The 20,573-nt window shown below is 70.6% G+C and carries 21 protein-coding genes and 1 riboswitch; of the genes, 11 read left to right on the forward strand and 10 right to left on the reverse strand.

Annotated elements, in window-relative coordinates; all coding sequences use genetic code 11:
- The first annotated feature begins 75 nt into the window (after positions 1-75).
- The 4 genes from ABZS54_RS10660 to ABZS54_RS10675 all read left to right on the forward strand — a co-directional run bounded on the left by ABZS54_RS10660 (position 76) and on the right by ABZS54_RS10675 (position 4,438).
- Complete coding sequence (locus tag ABZS54_RS10660; protein WP_355533226.1) at positions 76-867, forward strand: DeoR/GlpR family DNA-binding transcription regulator; 792 nt, start codon at positions 76-78, stop codon at positions 865-867.
- Between the two features lie 411 nt (positions 868-1,278).
- Positions 1,279-2,550, forward strand: a complete 1,272-nt coding sequence (locus ABZS54_RS10665) for an extracellular solute-binding protein (protein WP_355533229.1) — start codon at positions 1,279-1,281, stop codon at positions 2,548-2,550.
- Positions 2,551-2,594: 44 nt separating this feature from the next.
- A complete protein-coding gene (locus ABZS54_RS10670) occupies positions 2,595-3,506 on the forward strand; it encodes a sugar ABC transporter permease (protein ID WP_355533232.1) in 912 nt (303 codons plus the stop codon).
- Positions 3,503-4,438: a carbohydrate ABC transporter permease gene (locus ABZS54_RS10675; protein WP_355533235.1), complete on the forward strand. Its 936-nt coding sequence runs from the start codon at positions 3,503-3,505 to the stop codon at positions 4,436-4,438. The genes ABZS54_RS10670 and ABZS54_RS10675 overlap by 4 nt, the downstream gene beginning before the upstream one ends.
- Positions 4,439-4,513: 75 nt before the next feature.
- Here ABZS54_RS10675 and ABZS54_RS10680 read toward each other — a convergent pair whose 3' ends face one another.
- Positions 4,514-4,858 carry a cupin domain-containing protein gene (locus tag ABZS54_RS10680; protein ID WP_355533238.1) on the reverse strand — a complete coding sequence of 115 codons (345 nt, stop codon included), beginning with the start codon at positions 4,856-4,858 and terminating at the stop codon, positions 4,514-4,516.
- A gap of 159 nt (positions 4,859-5,017) precedes the next feature.
- On the opposite strand from ABZS54_RS10680, the gene ABZS54_RS10685 reads away from it, so the two are divergent.
- The 5 genes from ABZS54_RS10685 to ABZS54_RS10705 all read left to right on the forward strand — a co-directional run bounded on the left by ABZS54_RS10685 (position 5,018) and on the right by ABZS54_RS10705 (position 10,333).
- A complete protein-coding gene (locus ABZS54_RS10685) occupies positions 5,018-5,353 on the forward strand; it encodes a DUF3263 domain-containing protein (protein WP_355533241.1) in 336 nt (111 codons plus the stop codon).
- Positions 5,354-5,365: 12 nt separating this feature from the next.
- Positions 5,366-6,070 carry a LytR C-terminal domain-containing protein gene (locus ABZS54_RS10690; protein WP_355533244.1) on the forward strand — a complete coding sequence of 235 codons (705 nt, stop codon included), beginning with the start codon at positions 5,366-5,368 and terminating at the stop codon, positions 6,068-6,070.
- Between the two features lie 10 nt (positions 6,071-6,080).
- Positions 6,081-6,935 carry a trehalose-phosphatase gene (gene otsB, locus ABZS54_RS10695; protein ID WP_355533247.1) on the forward strand — a complete coding sequence of 285 codons (855 nt, stop codon included), beginning with the start codon at positions 6,081-6,083 and terminating at the stop codon, positions 6,933-6,935.
- Positions 6,936-7,449: 514 nt separating this feature from the next.
- Entirely contained in the window at positions 7,450-9,609 is a 2,160-nt protein-coding gene (locus ABZS54_RS10700) for an AAA family ATPase (RefSeq protein ID WP_355533250.1), read from the forward strand.
- Between the two features lie 94 nt (positions 9,610-9,703).
- Complete coding sequence (locus ABZS54_RS10705; protein WP_355533293.1) at positions 9,704-10,333, forward strand: metal-dependent phosphohydrolase; 630 nt, start codon at positions 9,704-9,706, stop codon at positions 10,331-10,333.
- 15 nt (positions 10,334-10,348) lie between these two features.
- Here the strand turns inward: ABZS54_RS10705 and ABZS54_RS10710 are convergent, their stop codons facing one another.
- The gene (locus tag ABZS54_RS10710; RefSeq protein WP_355533253.1) at positions 10,349-10,618 is read right to left on the reverse strand and encodes a DUF4031 domain-containing protein; all 270 of its coding nucleotides are present in this window, start codon (positions 10,616-10,618) and stop codon (positions 10,349-10,351) included.
- A 45-nt stretch (positions 10,619-10,663) separates the two neighbouring features.
- Here ABZS54_RS10710 and ABZS54_RS10715 point away from each other — a divergent pair, with 45 nt between their 5' ends.
- Positions 10,664-11,047, forward strand: a complete 384-nt coding sequence (locus ABZS54_RS10715) for a hypothetical protein (protein WP_355533255.1) — start codon at positions 10,664-10,666, stop codon at positions 11,045-11,047.
- On the opposite strand, the gene ABZS54_RS10720 is transcribed toward ABZS54_RS10715, so the two are convergent.
- From ABZS54_RS10720 to thrC, 7 genes are all read right to left on the reverse strand, one after another.
- Entirely contained in the window at positions 11,011-12,018 is a 1,008-nt protein-coding gene (locus tag ABZS54_RS10720) for a DUF6569 family protein (RefSeq protein WP_355533258.1), read from the reverse strand. The two genes, ABZS54_RS10715 and ABZS54_RS10720, sit on opposite strands and share 37 nt — an antisense overlap.
- Entirely contained in the window at positions 12,015-13,520 is a 1,506-nt protein-coding gene (locus tag ABZS54_RS10725; protein ID WP_355533261.1) for a hypothetical protein, read from the reverse strand. Before ABZS54_RS10725 ends, ABZS54_RS10720 begins: the two co-directional genes overlap by 4 nt.
- Positions 13,521-13,798: 278 nt before the next feature.
- Positions 13,799-13,939 carry a hypothetical protein gene (locus ABZS54_RS10730; RefSeq protein WP_355533263.1) on the reverse strand — a complete coding sequence of 47 codons (141 nt, stop codon included), beginning with the start codon at positions 13,937-13,939 and terminating at the stop codon, positions 13,799-13,801.
- Between the two features lie 123 nt (positions 13,940-14,062).
- Positions 14,063-15,688 carry a chaperonin GroEL gene (gene groL / locus ABZS54_RS10735; RefSeq protein WP_355533265.1) on the reverse strand — a complete coding sequence of 542 codons (1,626 nt, stop codon included), beginning with the start codon at positions 15,686-15,688 and terminating at the stop codon, positions 14,063-14,065.
- A 479-nt stretch (positions 15,689-16,167) separates the two neighbouring features.
- Positions 16,168-16,371: a cold-shock protein gene (locus ABZS54_RS10740; protein ID WP_020557826.1), complete on the reverse strand. Its 204-nt coding sequence runs from the start codon at positions 16,369-16,371 to the stop codon at positions 16,168-16,170.
- 422 nt (positions 16,372-16,793) lie between these two features.
- Positions 16,794-17,072, reverse strand: a complete 279-nt coding sequence (locus ABZS54_RS10745) for a MoaD/ThiS family protein (protein ID WP_355533269.1) — start codon at positions 17,070-17,072, stop codon at positions 16,794-16,796.
- Positions 17,069-18,343, reverse strand: coding sequence for a threonine synthase (gene thrC / locus ABZS54_RS10750; protein ID WP_355533272.1), 1,275 nt, complete (start codon positions 18,341-18,343; stop codon positions 17,069-17,071). The genes ABZS54_RS10745 and thrC overlap by 4 nt, the downstream gene beginning before the upstream one ends.
- 16 nt (positions 18,344-18,359) lie before the next feature.
- Positions 18,360-18,512, reverse strand: a riboswitch (SAM riboswitch).
- Positions 18,513-18,704: 192 nt separating this feature from the next.
- Between thrC and ABZS54_RS10755 the strand changes: the two genes are divergently transcribed.
- Positions 18,705-19,682: a glucosyl-3-phosphoglycerate synthase gene (locus ABZS54_RS10755; protein ID WP_355533275.1), complete on the forward strand. Its 978-nt coding sequence runs from the start codon at positions 18,705-18,707 to the stop codon at positions 19,680-19,682.
- A gap of 54 nt (positions 19,683-19,736) precedes the next feature.
- Here ABZS54_RS10755 and ABZS54_RS10760 read toward each other — a convergent pair.
- Positions 19,737-20,573 (reverse strand): hypothetical protein (locus tag ABZS54_RS10760; protein ID WP_355533276.1); only part of this gene is annotated, 837 nt, incomplete at its 5' end.

Genomic DNA, 20,573 nt, shown 5'->3' on the forward strand with positions numbered 1-20,573 from the left:
GGGGCGCCCGCGAGGATGTCCCGAACGATCCGACGCGAGTCGGACAGGGCTGTCGGACACGGCGGGAGGTCACGGGTGAGCCGTTACGAGCGGTGGGGTGCGCTCCTGGAGCTGCTGGCCAAGCACGGCCGGCTGGAGGTCGAGGACGTGGCCGCGGAGCTGGACGTCTCACCCGCGACGATCCGCCGCGACCTGGATCAGCTCGCCCAGCAGCAGATGTTGACCCGCACCCGGGGCGGCGCGGTCGCGCACGCGGTCTCCTACGACCTGCCGCTGCGTTACAAGACCGCCCGGCACGCGTCCGAGAAGCAGCGCATCGCGCAGGCCGCCGCGGCGCTGGTCAAGCCGGGCGAGACGATCGGGCTCAACGGCGGCACCACGATGACCGAGGTGGCCCGCGCCCTGGTCGCCCGAGCCGACCTGCACACCGAGGGCGACTCGAACGCGCAGGCGTTCACGATCGTCACCAACGCGCTCAACATCGCGGGCGAACTCGCCGTGCGCCGGCACGTGAAGATCGTGGTCACCGGCGGTGTGGCGCGCACCCAGTCCTACGAACTGATCGGCCCGTTGGCCACCGGCATCCTGCGCGAGGTGGCCCTGGACGTGGCGATCCTGGGCGTCGACGCGATCGACGTCGAGCACGGCGCGAGCGCCCACCACGAGGGCGAGGCCAGCATCAACCAGCTGATGGCCGCCGGCGCGGGCCGGGTGGTGGTGGCCGCGGACTCCTCCAAGCTCGGCCGCCGAGCGTTTGCCCGGATCTGCCCGCTGGATCGGATCGACGTCCTGGTCACCGACACCTCGGCGACGGAGGGGACCGCGGCGGCCTTCTCCGATGCGGGCGTCCGGGTCATCCGGGTCTGAATCCGGCCGTCGCGCACGACCTGCCCGGACCCCGCGCGCCCGCCTTCCCGGCGGGCGCGTCCGCGCGTTCGGGGCATTCGCGTACTTGTTGATCAACCAACTCGATGGACCATTCGCGGGATCGAGCCGGCGCCCTTGGTGCCGGTTCTTCTCCATGCGCGCCCGCGTGGGTAACGAATTGCTCTGCAAACTTCCTCGATCTCTCCTCCGAATCCGAAGATTGGTGTAGACCTTTCTTCCGGCGAGGTGTTGACTGCCGACACGGCGAGTCCGCAAAATGCTCGATGCTGCTCAAGAGTTTTCTTCAAATCTGCGTTGCGAACAGTTTTGCGCAAGCACGTGCATGGGTTTAGTGCGACCAAACCCTCACCAACGGTCCTGTTTTCCCGAAGGCATGAAGGCGGTACTGCGATGAAGCGGCACCAGATGGCATTGGCGGCGACAGGACTGTCGGCCGCACTGCTTCTGTCGGCGTGTGGTGGCTCGGACGACAAGAAGGACAACGGCGACGGGTCGATCAAGCTGGTCGTGGCCGACTACGGCAGCGGCGACGGCAGCATGCAGAAGTACTGGAACGGGGTGATCTCGTCCTTCAACGAGAAGAACCCCGGGATCAAGGTGAACCTGCAGGTCATCAACTGGGATGACATCGACAAGCAGGTCGCGACCATGATCCAGAACAACGACATGCCCGACCTTCTGCAGACCGGCGGTTATGCGGACAAGGTCGTCGACGACCTGCTCTACCCGGTCGACGACGTCATGTCGCCCGCCACCAAGGCCGATTTCGTGGACTCCTTCACCCCGGCCGCGACGGTCAAGGGGAAGCAGTACGGCATTCCCTTCACCTCCAGCACCCGGCAATTGATCTACAACACCGATCTGTTCGCCAGGGCCGGAATCACCGACCCGCCGAAGACCTGGGACGAACTCAAGGCCGCCGCGACCAAACTCAAGGCCGCAGGGGTGCCGACGCCCTTCGGTCTGCCGCTGGGCAAGGAGGAGGCCCAGGGCGAGTTCATGAACTGGGCGCTGGGCAACGGCGGCGGCTACCAGACCAATGGCAAGTACACGGTCAACAGCGCGCAGAACGTCGAGGCGTTGAACTGGGTCAACGACAACCTGGTCAAGGGCGGTCTGACCGAGTCGAACCCCGGCACCAAGAACCGCAAGGACGTCTACACGGACTTCTACGGCGGCAGCGTCGGCATGGTGAACAGCAACCCCACCATGATCGCCACGCTGAAGAAGGACTACCCGAACCTCAAGTACGCGACCGCGCCGATCGCCGGCAAGACGGGCCCGCTGAACGAGACCCTCGGGGTCTGCGACTGGATGATGGCGTTCAAGAAGAACGGCCACAAGGACCAGATCAAGGCGTTCCTGGACCACGCGTTCAGCACCGACCAGCAGATCAAGTTCCAGGAGCAGTACAGCTTCCCGCCGGTGACCAAGTCGGTGATGGCCAAGATGACGGCCAACCCCGCCAACGCCGGTCTCAAGCCGTACATCGACCTGCTGCCCAAGGCGAAGTTCTACCCGCTTAACGACGTCGCGTGGGACGTGCTCTCGCCCAAGATCAAGGAGCAGCTCGGTAGCGCGGTCTCCGGCAAGTCGCCCAAGGACGTGCTGGACCAGCTCCAGAAGGAAGCCGAAGCGGCGGTCGCGCAGCAGAAGAGCTGACGCACCACAGATACGTCCGAGTACCGAAGGAGGAGGACGGCCCCGTGGCCGAAACCGCCGTACGCAGAGCGCCTACCGTCGTCACCAGAGTCAAGAAGGCGCTGGCCCCGCTGCCGTGGATCGGCCCGGCCGTCCTCCTCATCGGTGTCGTGGTCCTGTGGCCCGTCGTCGTGATGATCTGGAGCTCCTTCCAGCGCATCCGCCGCACCGGCGTCGTGGTGGGATCCAACGGCACCGACAACTACACCAAGCTGTTCGACGAGCCGGACTTCGTGGCCGTGCTGTGGAACACCGTGGTCTGGGTGCTGGTGGTCGTCGCCATCACGCTCGTGTTGTCGCTGTTCCTGGCTCAGCTGTTCAACCAGCACTTCCCCGGCCGGCGGTTCGCCCGCTGGGCGATGATCGTGCCGTGGGCGGCCTCGGTCTTCATGACCGCCGTCGTCTTCAAGTGGATGCTGCACGAGACCCACGGCGCGATCAACACGCTCATGGTCGACCTGCACCTGATGGACGCGGGCAAGGACTGGCTCGGCAGGCCCTCCACGGCGATGCCGTGGATGATGGCGGTCGCGGTCTTCGTCTCGCTGCCGTTCACCACGTACACGCTGCTGGCAGGACTCCAGACGGTGCCCGGCGAGGTGTACGAGGCGGCCAAGATAGACGGCGCGTCCACGTGGCGCACCTACCTGTCGATCACGCTGCCGCTGCTCAAGCCCGCGATCCTGGTCGCGGTGGTGATCAACCTGATCAACGTCTTCAACTCGTTCCCGATCATCTGGGCGATGACCAACGGTGGTCCGGGTTACGAGACCGCGACGACCACGGTGTTCATGTACCAGCTCAAGGCGTCCGACATCGGGGAGAGCGCCGCGATGTCGGTGGCCAACTTCGCGATGATCATCATCCTGGTCGCGTTTTTCCTCGTTGTCAGCCGTAACAAGGAGACCGACCGATGAGCACGAGCACCGCCGCCGGCCGCAAGCCGGGCGCCGGCGCCGCCGCGAAGCAGCCTGCGGGCACATCGGGCGGCGGGAATCGTCCCGGGCGCAAGAAGTCCGTGCGCGGGGGTTCGAAGTACAGCCAAAAGCAGTTGTGGTTCGGTGCGCTCGCCTGGGTGATCGCGATCGTGTTCGTCCTGCCCTACGTCGAGATGGCGATCACCGCCCTGCGACCCAAGGACGAACTGACCAGCGACGGCTACGTGCCGTCGAAGTTCGAGTGGGCCAATTTCGTCGACGTGTGGGACAAGTCCACACTCGGCGACAACCTCAAGGTCTCGCTGCTGGTCGCCGGCATGTCCACGCTGCTCGTGCTGGTGGTCTCGCTGCCCGCGGCCTACTACACCGCGCGCAAGCGATTCCGCGGCCGGGGCGTCTTCCTGCTGCTCGTGCTGGTCACCCAGATGTTCCAGCCGACGTCACTGCTGGTCGGGCTGTACCGGGAGTTCTACATCCTGGATCTGCTCGACTCGTACTGGGCGCTCGTGCTCGTCAACGGCGCGTTCAACCTGGCCTTCTCGGTGTGGATCCTGACCGCCTACTTCAGCGCGATCCCGGTCGAGCTGGAGGAGGCCGCGATGATCGACGGTGCCTCCCGTCTCGGGGCACTGCGTCGGGTCACCCTGCCGCTGGCGATGCCCGGCATCGTCACGGCGGTGATCTTCACCTTCATCGCGGCGTGGAACGAGTTCACCGTCGCACTGGTGCTGGTGACCACGCCGGACAAGCAACCACTCACGGTCGGCATCAACAGCTTCCTGGGCGCCTACCGGGTCGAATGGCAGTACCTGTTCGCCGGTTCGGTGGTGGCGATCGTGCCCGTGGTGATCCTGTTCGCCTACATCGAGAAGCACGTCGTGTCGGGTCTGACCGCCGGGTCGGTCAAGTAGGTCCGGCCGACTCCAAGGAGCGCGAAGCCCACAGGTCTCGGGGCCTGTGGGCTTCGCCGCGTCCGGATCCGGCGGCTACGGCAGGGTGATGTGGTACGCCTTGCGCAGCGTCTCGTGCACCGTCCACACCGTCTCGTCGCCCTCCTGGAGCACGCACGCGTCGCCCGGGCCGACCTCGATCGTCGTGCCGCCGCGGATCTCGATCGTGGCCCGACCGGAGACGACCACGAACAGCTCGTTGGCCTCGGTGTCGGTCACCACGCCCGGGGTGATCTGCCAGATGCCGCGAATCTGCTTGCCGTCCTCGGATTCCCACAGGACCTTGCCCGAGACCTCGGGCGTGCCGGAGACGATCTGGGCCGGGTCGAGCGGGTCGGCTTCGAGTTCGGCGGCGGGGATATGGACGGCAAAAGTAGACATGCGGCGGAGCATATAGGTCCCCCCGCCGATCCCCTCCCGCGGGTGATGCATGGGCTTTTCCGGCGAATCACCGCGCCGGTGCGGTGGTCCGTCGGCGCGGGCGGGCACAATGCCGAAGGCGGGTCGACGGGCCCGGGTGAGGTACCGAAGGGGTGACCGATGGGCGAGGAACACGACGCGCGGCCCGAGTCGCCCGTGATTCCCGGGCAGGGCGCCGCGGCGCGCTCGCCCGAAGGGGTTCCCACGGGCGGGCTGTCCGACCGGGACCGGGACATCCTCGAATTCGAGCGCCAGTGGTGGAAGCACGCCGGCGCGAAGGAACGCGCCGTGCGCGATCGTTTCGGCTTCTCCGCGACTCGCTACTTCCAGGTGCTGAACACACTCCTCGACCGGCCGGAGGCCCTGGAGCACGATCCGATGCTGGTCCAGCGGCTGCGGCGGCTGCGCGAGGCCCGGCAGCAGGCCCGATCCACCGTGCGTCGTCCCGGGCGCTGAGGGGCGGCCCCGGTGTTCTCGCGCCGCAGGGACGAGTACGACGTCTTCGACGGCTTCGGTCGGTACGGCCTGATCTGGACCAACGAGGGCCTCAACGAGGGCCTTGAGGCCGAGGAACCCGAGGCGGACTCGGACTGCGCGGCGGCCGGGCGCGACCTGATCGGCGGGCTGCGGGCCCAGGTCGAACCCGTGTGGGAGCGCTCGCGGCGCGGCCTGATCCCGGTGGCCGTGCTGCTGGCGATCTGCGTCGCGGCCGGCGTGCTCACGATCGGCCGGGGCGAGCCCGCCTCCCGGGTGGCCGCGGACCGTGCCCGGCACGCGTCCGGGCCGGCGCCGGTGGCGAGCGTGGCCGCACCGGCCCGCCCGGTGCCGCCCGCCCGAGCACCCGCGACGCCTCGGGGTGCGCAGGGCAAGGTGGTGCTCCTCGATCAGAGCAAGGTGCCCGCGCTGGCGAAGCGCATGGCCCGGCGGCTGGAGGCGGCGGGCTGGGAGGTCACCGGAACGGACGTGTTCCGCGGTTCGGTCTCGGCCACCACCGTCTACCACCCCGCCGGGCAGGAGAGACAGGCCCGCGCGCTGGCCGCCGCACTGCCCGGGATCGGCCGGATCAAGCCGGTTTTCGGTGGCATCCCGCAGCGTCGACTCACCGTGATCGTGGTCGACGACCAGGTGGTCCCGCTGGCCGACCGTCTGCTCGGTTCACTGACCACTGGGTAGGTTGGACGCCATGACCACGAACCGGTCCACGCTGCCCGAACCCATCACGCCGGCCGGCCGAGCGGGCCTTGCCGCGTTGCTCGGTGAGCCGGCCCGAGCCGTCGTCGCCCTCGACTTCGACGGCACCCTGGCTCCGATCGTCGACCACCCGGACCAGGCGCGCGCGGACATGCGCGCGGTGACCGCGCTGTCTCGACTGACCCCGCACCTGGCCGCGGTGGTGATCGTGACCGGCCGCCCGGCCGCGGTCGCCGTCGAGTACGGCCGCTTTCGCGGCGTGCCCGGACTCGAACGCCTCGTCGTGCTCGGCCACTACGGCCTGGAGCGCTGGGACGCGGCGACCGGCCGGGTCAGCGCGCCGGAGCCGCCGCGCGGGGTGCAGGAGGTACGCCTCGCACTGCCCGGCCTGCTCCAGACGCTCGACCTGTGGAGCAGCACCTGGGTCGAGGACAAGGGCAGCGCGCTCGCCGTGCACACCCGCCGCGCACCGGACCCGGACGCCGCGCTCGCGCTGCTGCGCGACCCGCTCGGCGAGCTTGCGGCGCGGCACGACCTGGCCGTCGAGCCCGGCCGCTACGTGCTCGAACTGCGCCCGCGCGGGATGGACAAGGGCCGCGCGCTGACCGGCTTCCTCAAGGAGATGCAGGCCGGCTCGGTCCTGTTCGCCGGCGACGACCTGGGCGACCTCGCCGCGTTCGAGGCCGTCGAGGAGGTGCGCGACCAGGGCACCGCCGGCCTCACCGTGTGCAGCGGCTCGGCCGAGGTGCACGCCCTCGCCGAACGCGCCGACCTGGTCGTCGCCGGCCCCGACGGCGTCGCCGATCTGCTCACCGCCCTCGCCGACCACGTCGAATCGGCCGGGTAGGTCCGGTTCGACGGATCCGACGGGACCGTGCCGCCGGGCACCGTCCGCACACCCGGCCGCCGGTTGGCCCGGACGTACGCGCGCACGGTCGGGACGCGCCGGCGATCCCCGAACTTCCCGCGCACGGTTCGGGGATCGCCGCCGCGACCGCGAAGCGTGCCCGCGGGTCCAGCAGCAACGCGGCGATCGCCCCCGCTCCACCCCGCCTGCCGCACCGCCCCTGCCGCACCGCGTCCGCCCGGCCCGTCGGGCGTCCGCGCCGGCCCGTTCCGCGCCCGCGACCGAGCATGGCCCGGCAAAGGGAGTTGATGGCAGAGGCGGACTGGCCTAGGCTCGCTGGTTCCGCTGCCCCACCCAGTGCAGTGATCGGGAATCGTCCTCGGCGCCCGGCACCGGTGGGCCGCGCGGGCCGCCGCCTTCGGGCACCCGGCTCGCGCCCTCCGCAGGGGCGCACCAGGACGTGGCATCGCACACGGCCGGGCTCCGAATTGTCGCCGCCACGAACCGGAGAGACATGTCCGCGCCCGCCACCACCGGCTCCGCCCTGCCCACTCCCGACGCGCTCGCCGTCGAACGCGCCTACCTGGACGCCTCCCGCGCCGCGCTGCGCCGGATGCGCGAGGAGACCGAGGCGCTCGACCTGCGTGACGTCGGCGCCACCGCCGTCGCCAACGAGACCGCCCAGCACCTGATCGCCAAGCGCATCGCCGCACTGGCCGACCACGCCGGCTCACCGCTGTTCTTCGGCCGGGTCGACGGCCGATTCGCCGACGGCGTCGAGGACGCCGAACCGGTCGAGGTGAGCGCCGACCCGAGCAAGCCCGTCGAATCCTTCTGGATCGGCCGTCGGCACGTACACGACGAACTCGGCGACCCGATGGTGGTGGACTGGCGCGCGCCGCTGTCCCGCGCGTTCTACCGCGCCAACCGGGCCGAACCGCTCGGTGTCGAGCTGCGCCGCCGCTTCGGCTGGACGACCGGCGAGCTGACCGCGTTCGAGGACGAGCACCTGACCGACCCGGACGAGGTCGACACCGCCAGTGGCATCCTCGCGGCGGAGATCGAGCGCCCGCGCATGGGCCCGATGCGTGACATCGTGGCGACCATCCAGCCCGAGCAGGACGAGATCGTGCGTTCCGATCTGGGCCACACGCTGTGCGTACAGGGCGCGCCCGGCACCGGCAAGACCGCCGTCGGCCTGCACCGCGTGGCCTGGCTGCTGTACGCCTACCGGGACCGCCTCGCCCGCAGCGGCACCCTGGTGGTCGGCCCGAACCGGGCCTTCCTCGACTACATCCAGCAGGTGCTGCCCGCCCTCGGTGAGATCGAGGTCGGTCAGACCACCGTCGAGGACCTGGTCACCCGCACCTCCAAGATCAAGGTCCGGGCGCTGGACGAGGCGGTGTCCGGCACGATCAAGGGCGACGCGCGGATGGCCGACGTGCTGCGCCGTGCGGTGTGGTCGGGACTGAGGGCGCCGACGGAGTCGGTGGCCGTGGTCCGCGACTCGCGCACCTGGCGGCTCGCGGTGTACGAGGTCGAGGAACTGGTCGCCGCGCTGCGCACGCGCGACGTGCGCTACGGCGCGGCCCGCGACATGCTCCGGCAACGCATCGCACACGCGCTGCTGACCAAGATGGAGGAGCGCGGCGAGTCCCCGGACGACCGGGTCCAGGACGCGGTCGCGCGCAGCCGACCGGTCAAGGCGGCGGTGGACGCGATGTGGCCGGCGGTGGATCCGCTCAAGCTGGTCTTCCGGCTGCTGGGCGACGCCGACTTCCGGGCCGCGTGCGCGGACGGCGTGCTGACCGCCGAGGAACAGGCCGCGATCGGCTGGGCCACGCCGCCGCGCGGGGTGGGATCCGCGCGTTGGACCGTGGCCGACGCGGTGCTCGTGGACGAGACCGCCGACCTGCTCTACCGCACCGGTGGCTACGGACACGTGGTGATCGACGAGGCGCAGGACCTGTCCCCGATGCAGTTGCGCGCGGTGGGCCGGCGCTGCTCCACCGGCTCGGCGACGGTGCTCGGCGACATCGCGCAGGGCACCACGCCGTGGGCCACCCCCGGTTGGCGGCAGACGCTGCATCACCTGGGACACGAGGGGGCCAGGATCGAGGAGCTGACCCGGGGCTTCCGAGTGCCGCTGCAGATCCTGGAGTTCGCCAGTCGGTTGTTGCCGCTGATCGCGCCGGGCCTGGCACCCGCGTCCTCGGTTCGGCAGGCGGCGGGCGCACTGGAACTGCGTCCGGTCGAGGCCGACGCACTGGCTGCGCGATCCGCCGAGGCGGCGGTCGAACTGCTCGACCACGAGGGCTCGATCGGCCTGATCTGCGCCGACGCGCGGGTGCCGGAGGTGGCCACCGCGCTGCGCGCGGGCGGCGTCGCGCACCGGGTCCTGGGCGCGGACGGCGACGCCGAACAGGCCCGGATCAGCGTGGTGCCCGCGTCTCTGGCCAAGGGTCTGGAGTTCGACCACGTCGCGGTCGCCGAACCGGCCGAGATCGTCGACGCCGAGGCCCAGGGGCTGCGCCGGCTCTACGTGGTGCTCACCCGCGCGGTGTCCGGACTGATCGTGCTGCACGCGCGCCCGCTCCCGGGGCCGCTGGCCGCGTCGGCCGTTGCCGGTCGATCGGCAAGTGATCGCCGTGCGATCGGCATCCAATACGAGTGAACCGCGTGTGTCGGACCGGTTGGTGGTCGGCTTCGCTCGCTCGTTCTGCCATGCTGGCCGGGTGGAACGCATCCAGGAGTCCGCGACTGTGACGCTGCGGGACCAGTGGGCCCGGCTCGTCGGTGAGCACGCCGAGGCCGGCGCCGTCGTCGAGAGCCTGCTGGCGCGCTACGCCGAGCCGCACCGCCGCTATCACGACACCGACCATCTGCGCACCGTGCTCGACCTGATCGGCGAGTTGGCCTACGAGGCCGACGACGTCGACGCCGTCATGCTCGCCGCGTGGTTCCACGACGCGGTCTACGACCCGGCCCGGGCCGACAACGAGGAGCGCAGCGCGCGGCTGGCCGAACGCGGCCTGCGCGAGGCGGGCGTGGCCCCGGCCCTGGTGGCCGAGACGGTGCGCCTGGTCCGGGTGACCGCCGAGCACGCGCCCGGCGAATCCGATCACAACGCGCACGTGTTGTGCGACGCGGACCTGGCCATCCTGGCCGCCGACCGCGAGCGCTACGAGGCGTACACGGCGGCGGTCCGCGAGGAGTACGCGTTCGTCCCGGACGAGGCGTTCCGGGCCGCCCGCGCCGCGGTGCTGCGCGACCTGATGTCGCTGCCCCGGCTGTTCCACACCCGGCTGGGCGCGGCCCGGTACGAGGAGGCGGCCCGCTACAACATGCGCGCCGAGCTGGAGCGGCTGGAGGGCACCATCCCGCGCCAGCAGTCCTGACCCGCCCCCGACCGGTCAGCGTGGTCGGTACCGCTTGCGCCGGCGCAGGCCCGCCGCGGTCAGCCGGACCACCAGTTCCCGACTGGAGACCGGCTCCGCCCCCTGGGCCAGCGCCCGGGTGTACAGGTCGGCCGGGACGTCGTAGTGATCCCGATCGAACGCGCGTTCGGGTGCGCCGAGTTCGCGCGCGAACGCGTGCAGCTCGGCATGCGAGACGTCGCTGACCAGGTGCGACCACAGCCGCCCGCGTCCGGGCCAGGCCGGGGGATCGATGAGAAGTGCCACACGCTCGATTCTCGTATACGCCGCGATCGCGCACACTTGTCGACCATGAGCAAGGATCCGACCGACGTCGCCCTGTTGACCGCCCGCGCCCTGGTCCTGGCCGACCTGCGCACGCACGGCGTCGAGACCCCCGAGACCGTGACCGTGGTAGAGCACGCCCTGGTCGAGCGCAAGTGGTGGGTCGAGCAGTGGCCTGACGGCGCCGCGTACGTCCCCGGACTGATCGGGCAGGACGTCCAGGAGGCGCTTACCGAACAGGGCACGGTGTGGCCGTCGTGCCCACGGCACGACGACCACCCGCTCTACCTCGAACCCGAGCTGGGCGAGGACCCGCACTGGGTCTGCGAACGAGACGCCGAGGTGATCGCCCCGCTCGGCGGCCTCACCCGGACTCAGCCGCCGAACGAGCGCGCGGTCAACGACGCGTAGACCGGCCGATCGCCGCCCATCGCATACGCGCCGACGAACCGCTCGCTCTCGACCCGACCCACCGTGACACCGGCGTGCGTGTGCTCCGGGGCCGGTGCCACCGGGTGGGCGCCGGCGTCGTCCAGCGTGCGCTCGGCGCGCCGCTGCTCCTCGGCGTCGGCGGCCCGCAGCGCCTCGGCGAGCACGTCGTAGGGATCACCGGCCGCCGCCCCGTCGCCGCCGGGCAGGTTCAGCACGGTTCGGCTCGGCGGCGGATCCCCCGGGTCGTGCAGACCGTAGCGAACCGCCTCCGCGCCGTAGCAGAACCTGATCAGCGGCTCCCACATCGCCGACCAGTACGCCCGCGAAGGTGCCCGCTCGATCCCGGCGATCTCGCCGTCGAGCAGCACCACCGCGCCCACCTGGTCCTCGACGCACTCGAACTCGGCGACGAAACGTTCGAGCTCGACCGCGAAGTGCTTGAGGAACAGCACCAGGTTCCCGGTCTCGGCGAGGCCGGAGGACGCGTTGAACCGCTGGACGGCCGGCCACAGCCGGCTGTACCCGTCCGCGTCCGCACTCGCCGAGGCGGCGGCGCGCAGCGCGAGCGGCAGCACCGCGAGCGGCTGCGCCGCCTCGGTGATCAGGCCGGACTGGGTCTGCTGGACGCACATCGCCGCGTCGAAGGCGAGTCGGTCCGAGGGCTCGACCAGGGCGGCCCGCGGCATCGCGTGGTCCTGCGCGCTGTGCTCGACGATCACCGCGAGGTGACACGGGACCAGCGCGACGTTCGGCGTGTGGTTGACGAAGGTGAGCGTGCCGTAGCCGCTCGTGCCGATCCACAGATCGGTCGGGAGCGTGACGGCGGGCGCGTCGCACGTGTCGCCGAGCAGCGGCAGCACCTGCATCCGGCCGACGCTCTGCACCCGACCGAGGGTGCAGCCGGCCAGCAGGTCGCCGATCGGCAGCGGGGCATGGGTGAGGGTGTTCATCCGGTCACCTCCAGGTCGGCCAGGCGCAGCAGGGCGGGTACGGCGGCGGCCGGGTCGATGGTCAACATCAGCCGACACCAGGCGAGTTCGAGAGCCTCGGGACGATGCACGGGAGCAAGCGGCAGGTCCGGCGCGTAGCCGCGCAGGCCGGCCGCCTCGGCCGCGAGCACGGGCGAGAGCTGGACCACGGGCACCGCGATGCCGAGCGTGCGGGCCGCGTCGAGCACCTGCGCGAACCGCCCGGCGGGCGCGTTCTCGTAGCCGTCGCCGATCACCACGATCAGCTCGGGCCCGGTGCGCAGCGCGGCGACCAGGCCCTCGGCCGCCGCGGTCGCCCCGGCGGGCCGCACGAGCCGGCCGTCCGGGACGCCGCCGATCCACACCTCGTGGCACTGCCCGGCCGCCGCCCGCAACGCGTCGCGCAGCGCGAGCACGGTCGCGATCGGTCGCAGCGGCTGATCGGTACCGCCGCGCATCGAGGCGGACCCGTCCAGCACCAGGGCGATCCGGCGGCCGGCCAGGTCGAGCCCGGCCGCACCGGCGGCGGCCCGCCGATCCAGCGCCGCAGCGACGTCGTCGGTCATTCCGGTGGCGTACGCGTACAGGTACAGCCGGACCGCGTCGTAGCGGTCGAGGTCGACCTCGACCGCTACGCCCGCGCGCTCGGCCTGCCGCTGCCCGGCCAGCCGCTGTCCGACGGTCAGTCGATCGGCGGTCAGCTCCAGCGCGCGTGCGGGCTTCTCGTCCGGGTGGAACCGGCCGCGCAGCCCTTCGAGCGTCTCGTACGGCAGCGCGGCGCCCGCGGCCAGGTCGGTGCGGGCGGCCCGATACGCGAGCGGCAGCGGCAGCGTGTACGGGCCGTCGGCGCCGAGCACGAACGCGACGCACTCGTGCGCGAGGGCCGGATCGGCCGCCCAGCGGTCGATCTCGCGGGCCAGGATGCGTCGTTCCTTCGGATCGAGTTCCGCGCCGCCGAGCCGCTTGGTCAGGATCGAGCGCAGGATGCCGCTCAGCCGCAGGCCCCACGCGTGCCGCAGCGCGCCGGCGAGCTTGTCCCGGTAGCGCACCGACCACAGCTCCAGCGAGCCGGAGCCGAGCACGGTGCGCAGGATCAGCCGGCGTACCCGAGCGTTGTTCACCCGCCGCTCGGCCAGCAGGCCGAACAGCTTGAGCCGGCGCGGCACGGTCAGCGTGGCGACCGCGTTGTACACGGCGGTGCCGTCGTCCTCGTGTGCGGGCGTATCGAGCAGCTGGAGCACGCCGAGCTGTCGACTGCGGTCGGTGGCTCCAGGGGAGCACACGAGACCCGCGTACAGCCGACGATCCAGCGCGGCCATCGCGCGGTGGGCGTCCCGTTCCAGCGCGAGCTGCTCGTCGCGGGTGTTGTAGAAGGAGGCCCGCCCGGTCGCGGCCACGGCGACGTCCAGAAAGCGGACGACGGTGGCGGCGGCCTCGGCGCGGGCCGGGTTTTCGGCGCTCAGGGCGCGCGTGATCTCGGTCATCGAAAGGCTCCCCCGTGGGCACCCGGGGCATGTCGCGGGTCCGGTGTGGGTCCCTGGACGAGCCGTGGGACCGCTTCCAACCCTTGGGAAACGGCTCTGTACGAACGCGCAGTTCCCCGGGTGCAATGGCATGCGACTCCGGGCAGGTCACGGGTCCCGGACAGGGATTCGAACCCCAAACACTTCGAAAGTGTTTGTACACCAAGACGGAAGGAACGCGTAGTTCCCGGAGTCGCGTTACGAGCCTACGAGCGAGCGGCCGCCGATGCCGGCGAATATCACCTCGGCGGCAAACCCGAGGTGTCCAGCTCGATCCCGAACGGCTCGGGGATGACGACCGATCCGCCGCTCCACACCGAGATGCTGAAACGCACCGCATCCAACGGGAGCGGCCCGACGCAGTTGCCAATGGAGTTCATCCGCGAACGTTTCGAACAGCGCCGGAAGGCCCTGGTTACGACGCGAAAGAGGCGGCCCCCCGAAGGGGACCGCCTCTCGCTCAAACCACTGACCGTGCGTCAGGTCGACCGATCCTCAGCGGATCAGAAGTCCATGCCGCCCATGTCCGGAGCGCCGCCGGCCGGGGCCGGGTTCTTCTCCGGCTTGTCGGCGATGACAGCCTCGGTGGTCAGGAACAGCGCGGCGATCGACGCGGCGTTCTGCAGCGCGGAACGGGTGACCTTCGCCGGGTCGATGATGCCCTCGGCGATGAGGTCCACGTACTCGCCGGTCGCGGCGTTGAGGCCGTGACCCGGGGTCAGGTTGCGCACCTTCTCCACAACCACGCCGCCCTCGAGGCCGGCGTTGACCGCGATCTGCTTGAGCGGGGCCTCGACGGCCAGGCGCACGATGCTCGCGCCGGTGGCCTCGTCGCCGTCCAGCTCGAGCTTGTCGAACGCGATGGTGGACGCCTGGAGCAGGGCCACGCCACCACCGGCGACGATGCCCTCCTCGACGGCGGCCTTCGCGTTGCGCACCGCGTCCTCGATGCGGTGCTTGCGCTCCTTGAGCTCGACCTCGGTCGCGGCACCGGCCTTGATCACGGCCACGCCGCCGGCCAGCTTCGCGAGGCGCTCCTGGAGCTTCTCGCGGTCGTAGTCCGAGTCGGAGTTCTCGATCTCGGCGCGGATCTGGTTGACCCGACCCGCGACCTGGTCCGAGTCACCGGCGCCGTCGACGATGGTGGTCTCGTCCTTGGTGACGACGACCTTGCGGGCGCGGCCGAGGAGTTCGAGACCCGCGGTGTCGAGCTTGAGGCCGACCTCCTCGGAGATGACCTGGCCACCGGTGAGGATGGCGATGTCGCCGAGCATGGCCTTGCGACGGTCGCCGAAGCCCGGAGCCTTGACGGCGACGGACTTGAAGGTGCCGCGGATCTTGTTGACGACGAGCGTGGCCAGGGCCTCGCCCTCGACGTCCTCGGAGATGATCATGAGCGGCTTGCCCGACTGCATGACCTTCTCCAGCAGCGGGAGGAGGTCCTTCACCGAGGTGATCTTCGAGTTGACGATGAGCACGTAGGCGTCTTCGAGGACGGCCTCCATGCGCTCCATGTCGGTCGCGAAGTACGGCGAGATGTAGCCCTTGTCGAAGCGCATGCCCTCGGTGAGCTCGAGCTCGAGACCGAAGGTGTTGCTCTCCTCGACGGTGATGACGCCTTCCTTGCCGACCTTGTCCATGGCCTCGGCGATCATCTCGCCGATCAGGGGGTCAGCGGCGGAGATCGAGGCGGTGGAGGCGATCTGCTCCTTCGTCTCGACGTCCTTGGCGAGCGCGAGCAGCTGCTCGGAGACGGCCTCGACGGCCTTCTCGATGCCACGCTTGAGGGCCATCGGGTTCGCGCCGGCGGCCACGTTGCGCAGGCCCTCGCGTACGAGCGCCTGGGCGAGGACGGTCGCGGTCGTCGTACCGTCACCGGCGACGTCGTCCGTCTTCTTCGCGACCTCCTTGACCAGCTCGGCACCGATCTTTTCGTACGGGTCCTCGAGCTCGATCTCCTTGGCGATGCTCACACCATCGTTGGTGATGGTGGGCGCACCCCACTTCTTCTCGAGCACGACGTTGCGGCCCTTGGGGCCCAGCGTGACCTTGACGGCGTCGGCGAGCTGGTTCATCCCGCGCTCGAGGCCGCGGCGCGCTTCCTCGTTGAACGCGATGATCTTGGCCATGTGGTGAAGTCCTCCCAGAACGGGGGTGAGTGCCGGACCGCACTGGCGCCCGCGACGGACGACTCGACCACCGCGAGGATCCCTCCCTCACGGGCGTCGAGCCTCACCGGCTCGGTCCGTTTCTGTCACTCTCACATCCAGAGTGCTAACGCCAATGATTAGCACTCGGCCATGCCGAGTGCAAGCGCAACGGCGGGTCCCGACCCGTCCGTGCGCACACCCGCGCGTGTCGCACGCGGCGGGGGGCGTCGACGGGCCCGACCGACCGTGATCGGCCGCACGAGGCCCCGGACGCACAACGACCGGGGCCCGGCCCCCGCATGGCGGGAAGGCCGGGCCCCGGTCACCGATCGAACCCGATCCGACGATCCGACGAGGGATCGGCAGGGGTCGGGGGATCGGACATGATGTGTGTTGCGGTGTGTCGTGCAGTCCGTGGTGTGGACCGTTTCAAGCAGAGGAGCGGATTGCCCCCTGGTTCAGGCGGTGACGCGGACCATGTCGGCCTGCGGCCCCTTCTGCCCCTGCGAGATCTCGAACTCGACTCGCTGCCCCTCCTCGAGCGTCCGGTACCCGTCCATCTGGATCGCGCTGTAGTGGACGAAAACGTCCGCACCACCGTCGACCGCGATGAAGCCGTACCCCTTCTCCGCGTTGAACCACTTGACGGCGCCCTGAGCCATTCCTAACTCCCCTGTTACTGGCCCTTTCACGGATACTGCACGCCGCAGCTCCGGGTTCGTATCCAGAAGGACCCGGCCTTCCGCTACGACCGCGGCTGAATGTATCCGGACGGATGCCCGGAGCAACAGGTCAATCGGACGAGAATTCCCGAGTGAATAAAGTTCGCATTCTTCGCGAGTCGCCAGGAAAGCTGTATTTCAATCCGCCAGGAAGGCGACTTTTCACACATAACGGATGTGATCCCGACCACGGGTTTACCGACGCGTCGCCGTCAAAGTCGGGAAATGGACCCGGTTAAACACGTGTAACCCACCAACGCCGTGGTGACGAAGAAATCCGCTGCCCGGGCTGTCGGGCAGCGGATTTCTCGGTTCCGTTTCGGGTCCCGGTCGATGAAGATCGGGACCGTCGGCCTATCGCGTCAGCAACCGCCGGCGACCGCCGGGATGATCGAAACGGTTCCCTTGTCGGGGGTGGCCGTGGCGAGACCGTCCGCGAAGCGCACATCCTCGTCGTCCACGTACAGATTCACAAAGCGACGCAGCTTGCCCTCGTCGTCGAGGATGCGCGCGCGAATTCCGGTGTGGTCCTTTTCCAAGGCATCCAGGACCTCGGCGAGGGTCGCCCCCTCGACGGACACCTCGGCCGCCCCGCCCGTGTAGGTGCGCAGGATCGTCGGGATGCGAACGGAGACGCTCATGCCAGGCCGGCCTTTCGGAAGGAATCCAGAGTGGGTCGAATGGTCGCGGTGGCGCCGGTGGTCGGCGTGACCGCGTCCAACGTCTTGAGGCCGTCGCCCGTGTTGAGCACGACCGTCTCGGCGTCCGGGTCCAGCGCGCCGGACGCGAGCAGCTTGCGCAGGCAGCCGACGGTCACGCCGCCGGCGGTCTCGCCGAAGATGCCCTCGGTACGGGCCAGCAGCTTCATCGCCTCGACCACCTCGGCGTCGGTCACGTCCTCCACCGCGCCGCCGGTGCGCTTGCACACGTCCAGCACATAGGGGCCGTCGGCCGGGTTGCCGATCGCGAGCGACTTGGCGATCGTGTCCGGGCGCACCGGACGGATCACGTCGTGGCCGGCCTTCCACGCGGCGGCCACCGGGGAGCACCCGGTGGCCTGCGCGCCGAAGATCTTGTACGGCGCGTCCTCGACCAGGCCGAGTGCGATCAGCTCGCGGAATCCCTTGTCGATCTTGGTCAGCTGCGAACCGGACGCGATCGGAATGACGATCTGCTCCGGCAGTCGCCAGCCGAGCTGTTCGGCGATCTCGTAGGCGAGCGTCTTGGAACCCTCGCCGTAGTACGGCCGCAGGTTGACGTTGACGAAGCCCCAGTCCTCGCCGGCCGGGTCGCCGATCAGCTCCGAGCAGAACCGGTTGACCTCGTCGTAGGTGCCCTCGATGGCGACCAGCTCGCCGCCGTAGACGGCCGCCGTGACGACCTTGCCGGCTTCCAGGTCGGCCGGGATGAACACGCAGCTGCGCAGGCCCGCCCGAGCGGCGGCGGCGCCCACCGCGCCGGCCAGGTTGCCGGTGGAGGAGCAGGAGAGGGTGGTGAAGCCGAAGGTGCGTGCGGCCTCGACGGCGATCGCGACCACGCGGTCCTTGAAGGAGTGCGTCGGGTTGCCCGAGTCGTCCTTGACGTGCAGGTTTCGAATGCCCAGCGCACGGCCCAGGTTCTCGGTACGGACGAGCTTGGTGAATCCGGGGTTCAGGTTGGGCCGGGACGCGACGTCCGCGGCGACCGGCAGGAGCGGCGCGTACCGCCAGATGTTCTGCGGGCCGGCCTCGATCTGCTCCCGCGTGACGGTGCCGAAGTCGTAGGCGACCTCGAGCGGGCCGAAACAGGACTCGCAAGCGTACTTCGGGCCGAGTTCGGTGCGTTCGCCGCACTCGCGACACGACAGCGCGGCGGCCGGACCGAAGGAGGCGGAGGTGGCGTCGGTGGAGCGGGTGGCGGTGGGTGTCGCCATGGCGAGGGCCTTTCTGTCCTCATCTTTACCCGTGGGGTCCCACGGGCCGGACTTGGCACCTGTCCGACCCGCCGGTGCTCGCTCGCGCCGAAAGCGCGTCACGAGGAATGACGATCGGATGGTTGCCGGGGCTTCAACGGGCCGTTCCCTCTGCCCCTCTGGATGAGCTGCTATGGCGGTGGACACACCCTTCGCCGGGTGGCCGGTCCGCGTTTGTCCGGCCCGACGTGCGATCGTCGTAACCGGTGACGACGACTGTAACCGAACCGGTGCCGCGTCGATCATCCGGTCCACCTCGCGAGACGATAAAGGGTGGCCGCGACCGAGGCCGGAACACCGGCGACGACAGGGGATTTCGAACGTGCAGCCCGAGGTGAGCGCCTGGCTTCGACGACGGTCCTCCGTCGCCGCGGACTGGCCCGTCGACACGCTTCTTGACGCCAAACGCGACACCCGGGTCAGCGTCGTCCTGCCCGCGCTGAACGAGGCGGCGACCGTCGGGGACATCGTCAAGGTGATCCGGACCGAGCTGATCGAGCGCGCGCCGCTGGTGGACGAGCTCGTGGTCGTCGACTCCGGATCCACCGACGACACCGGCAAGGTCGCCGCCGACGCGGGCGCACGGGTCGTGCACCGCGACGACATCCTGCCCGCGCTGGCTACCGTGCGCGGCAAGGGCGAGGTGTTGTGGCGCTCACTCCTGGTCACCGACGGCGACATCGTGGCGTTCGTGGACGCCGACCTGAAGGACTTCTCGGCGGACTTCGTCACCGGCATCCTGGGCCCGCTGCTCACCGACCCCTCGGTGCAACTGGTCAAGGCCATGTACGACCGGCCGCTGGAGATCGGCGACACGATCGTGCCCGCGGGCGGTGGCCGGGTCACCGAGCTGGTCGCGCGCCCGCTGCTCAACCTGCACTGGCCCGAGCTGGCCGGTTTCGTCCAGCCGCTGGGCGGCGAGTACGCGGCCCGGCGCTCGCTCCTGGAACAGTTGCCCTTCCCGTGCGGCTACGGCATCGAGACCGCGATGCTCGTGGACACCCTGCGCCTGGTCGGCCTGGACGCGATGGCCCAGGTGGACGTGGGCGTGCGCCGGCACAGCCACCAGGACGAGGCCGGACTCGGCCGGATGGCGGCGGAGATACTCCAGGCCGTCGAGCGCCGGCTGCGCCGCGGCCCCACGGGCGCGCACCCAATCGAGCTCAGCACCGCACTGACCCAGTTCGAGCGGGACGAGCAGGGCTTCCGGCTGCGCACGCACGACGTCGCGGCCCGGGAGCGGCCGCCGATGGCGACGGTGCCCGAGTACCGTGCGCGGACCCGCCTGGTCGGGCGCTGAGCGTCGGTTTCGCGCCATCCGCCGGATGGCGTCGGCCCGGTGCCGGCCGCCCGCTCAGCCGCTCAGGACCGCCGCGACCCGGCGCGCGGATTCCTCCTCGTTCGCCCGCACCCGCGTCAGCGCCGCCGCCTCACGCTCGATCGCCTGCCGCTGGTAGGCGACGTCGACCGCGTACCAGGTGCCCGCCACGTTGTGCTCCGCCTTGCAGGCCACCGTCGCGCTCGCCGCGGCGATCTCGCGCGCGCTCGGCGCGGGCGTGTCCCAGGCCGGATCGCCGCCGGCCGCCAACGGGTCGGGGTAGTCGAACCCCTTCGCGCGCATGCAGGCCGACCACTGGGCCAGCACCCCCCGCACCCGAGGATCGGCCCGCGAGCGCTCGAACGACTCCACGTCCAGCCGACTCGGCAGCGCCGCGCGCTCCAGCGCCGGATCCACGCCCAGCGCGAACCGTGCCTCGCCCAGACAGCCCGGCCCCGGCCGATCGATGCCCTCGTTCGGCGCCGGTGGTACACCGTCCGCCCCGGCCGCGCCGTACAGCGCCACGGCCAGCTCCCGGCTCGGGGCCGGCGCACTCGGCTTGTCCGTACCGCCGCCGACGGCGCCCGGCGGCCGAAAGCCCCACGTGGCCACCTCGACCGGGTCGCCCACGCCGTACCGGCGCTCGGTGCGCGACTTCAACACCGGTCCGCCGTCCGCGGCCGGCGGCGCCTGGTACGTCAGGCCCAGCCGGGCCAGGCAGTCGCGGATCAGCACCGCCTCGGCCGAGGCCCGCCGGGCGCGCTGCTCCCGGGTCGGCAGGTAGGCCGCGATCGGCAGGTCGAGCCCGGTCACGTCGCCGGTCACGGGGATCGCCGCCGGCGGCGGGGCGCCCGACGCGCCGGCGGCCGCGGG

The sequence above is a fragment of the Embleya sp. NPDC005575 genome (assembly GCF_040605455.1).
GTDB lineage: Bacteria > Actinomycetota > Actinomycetes > Streptomycetales > Streptomycetaceae > Embleya.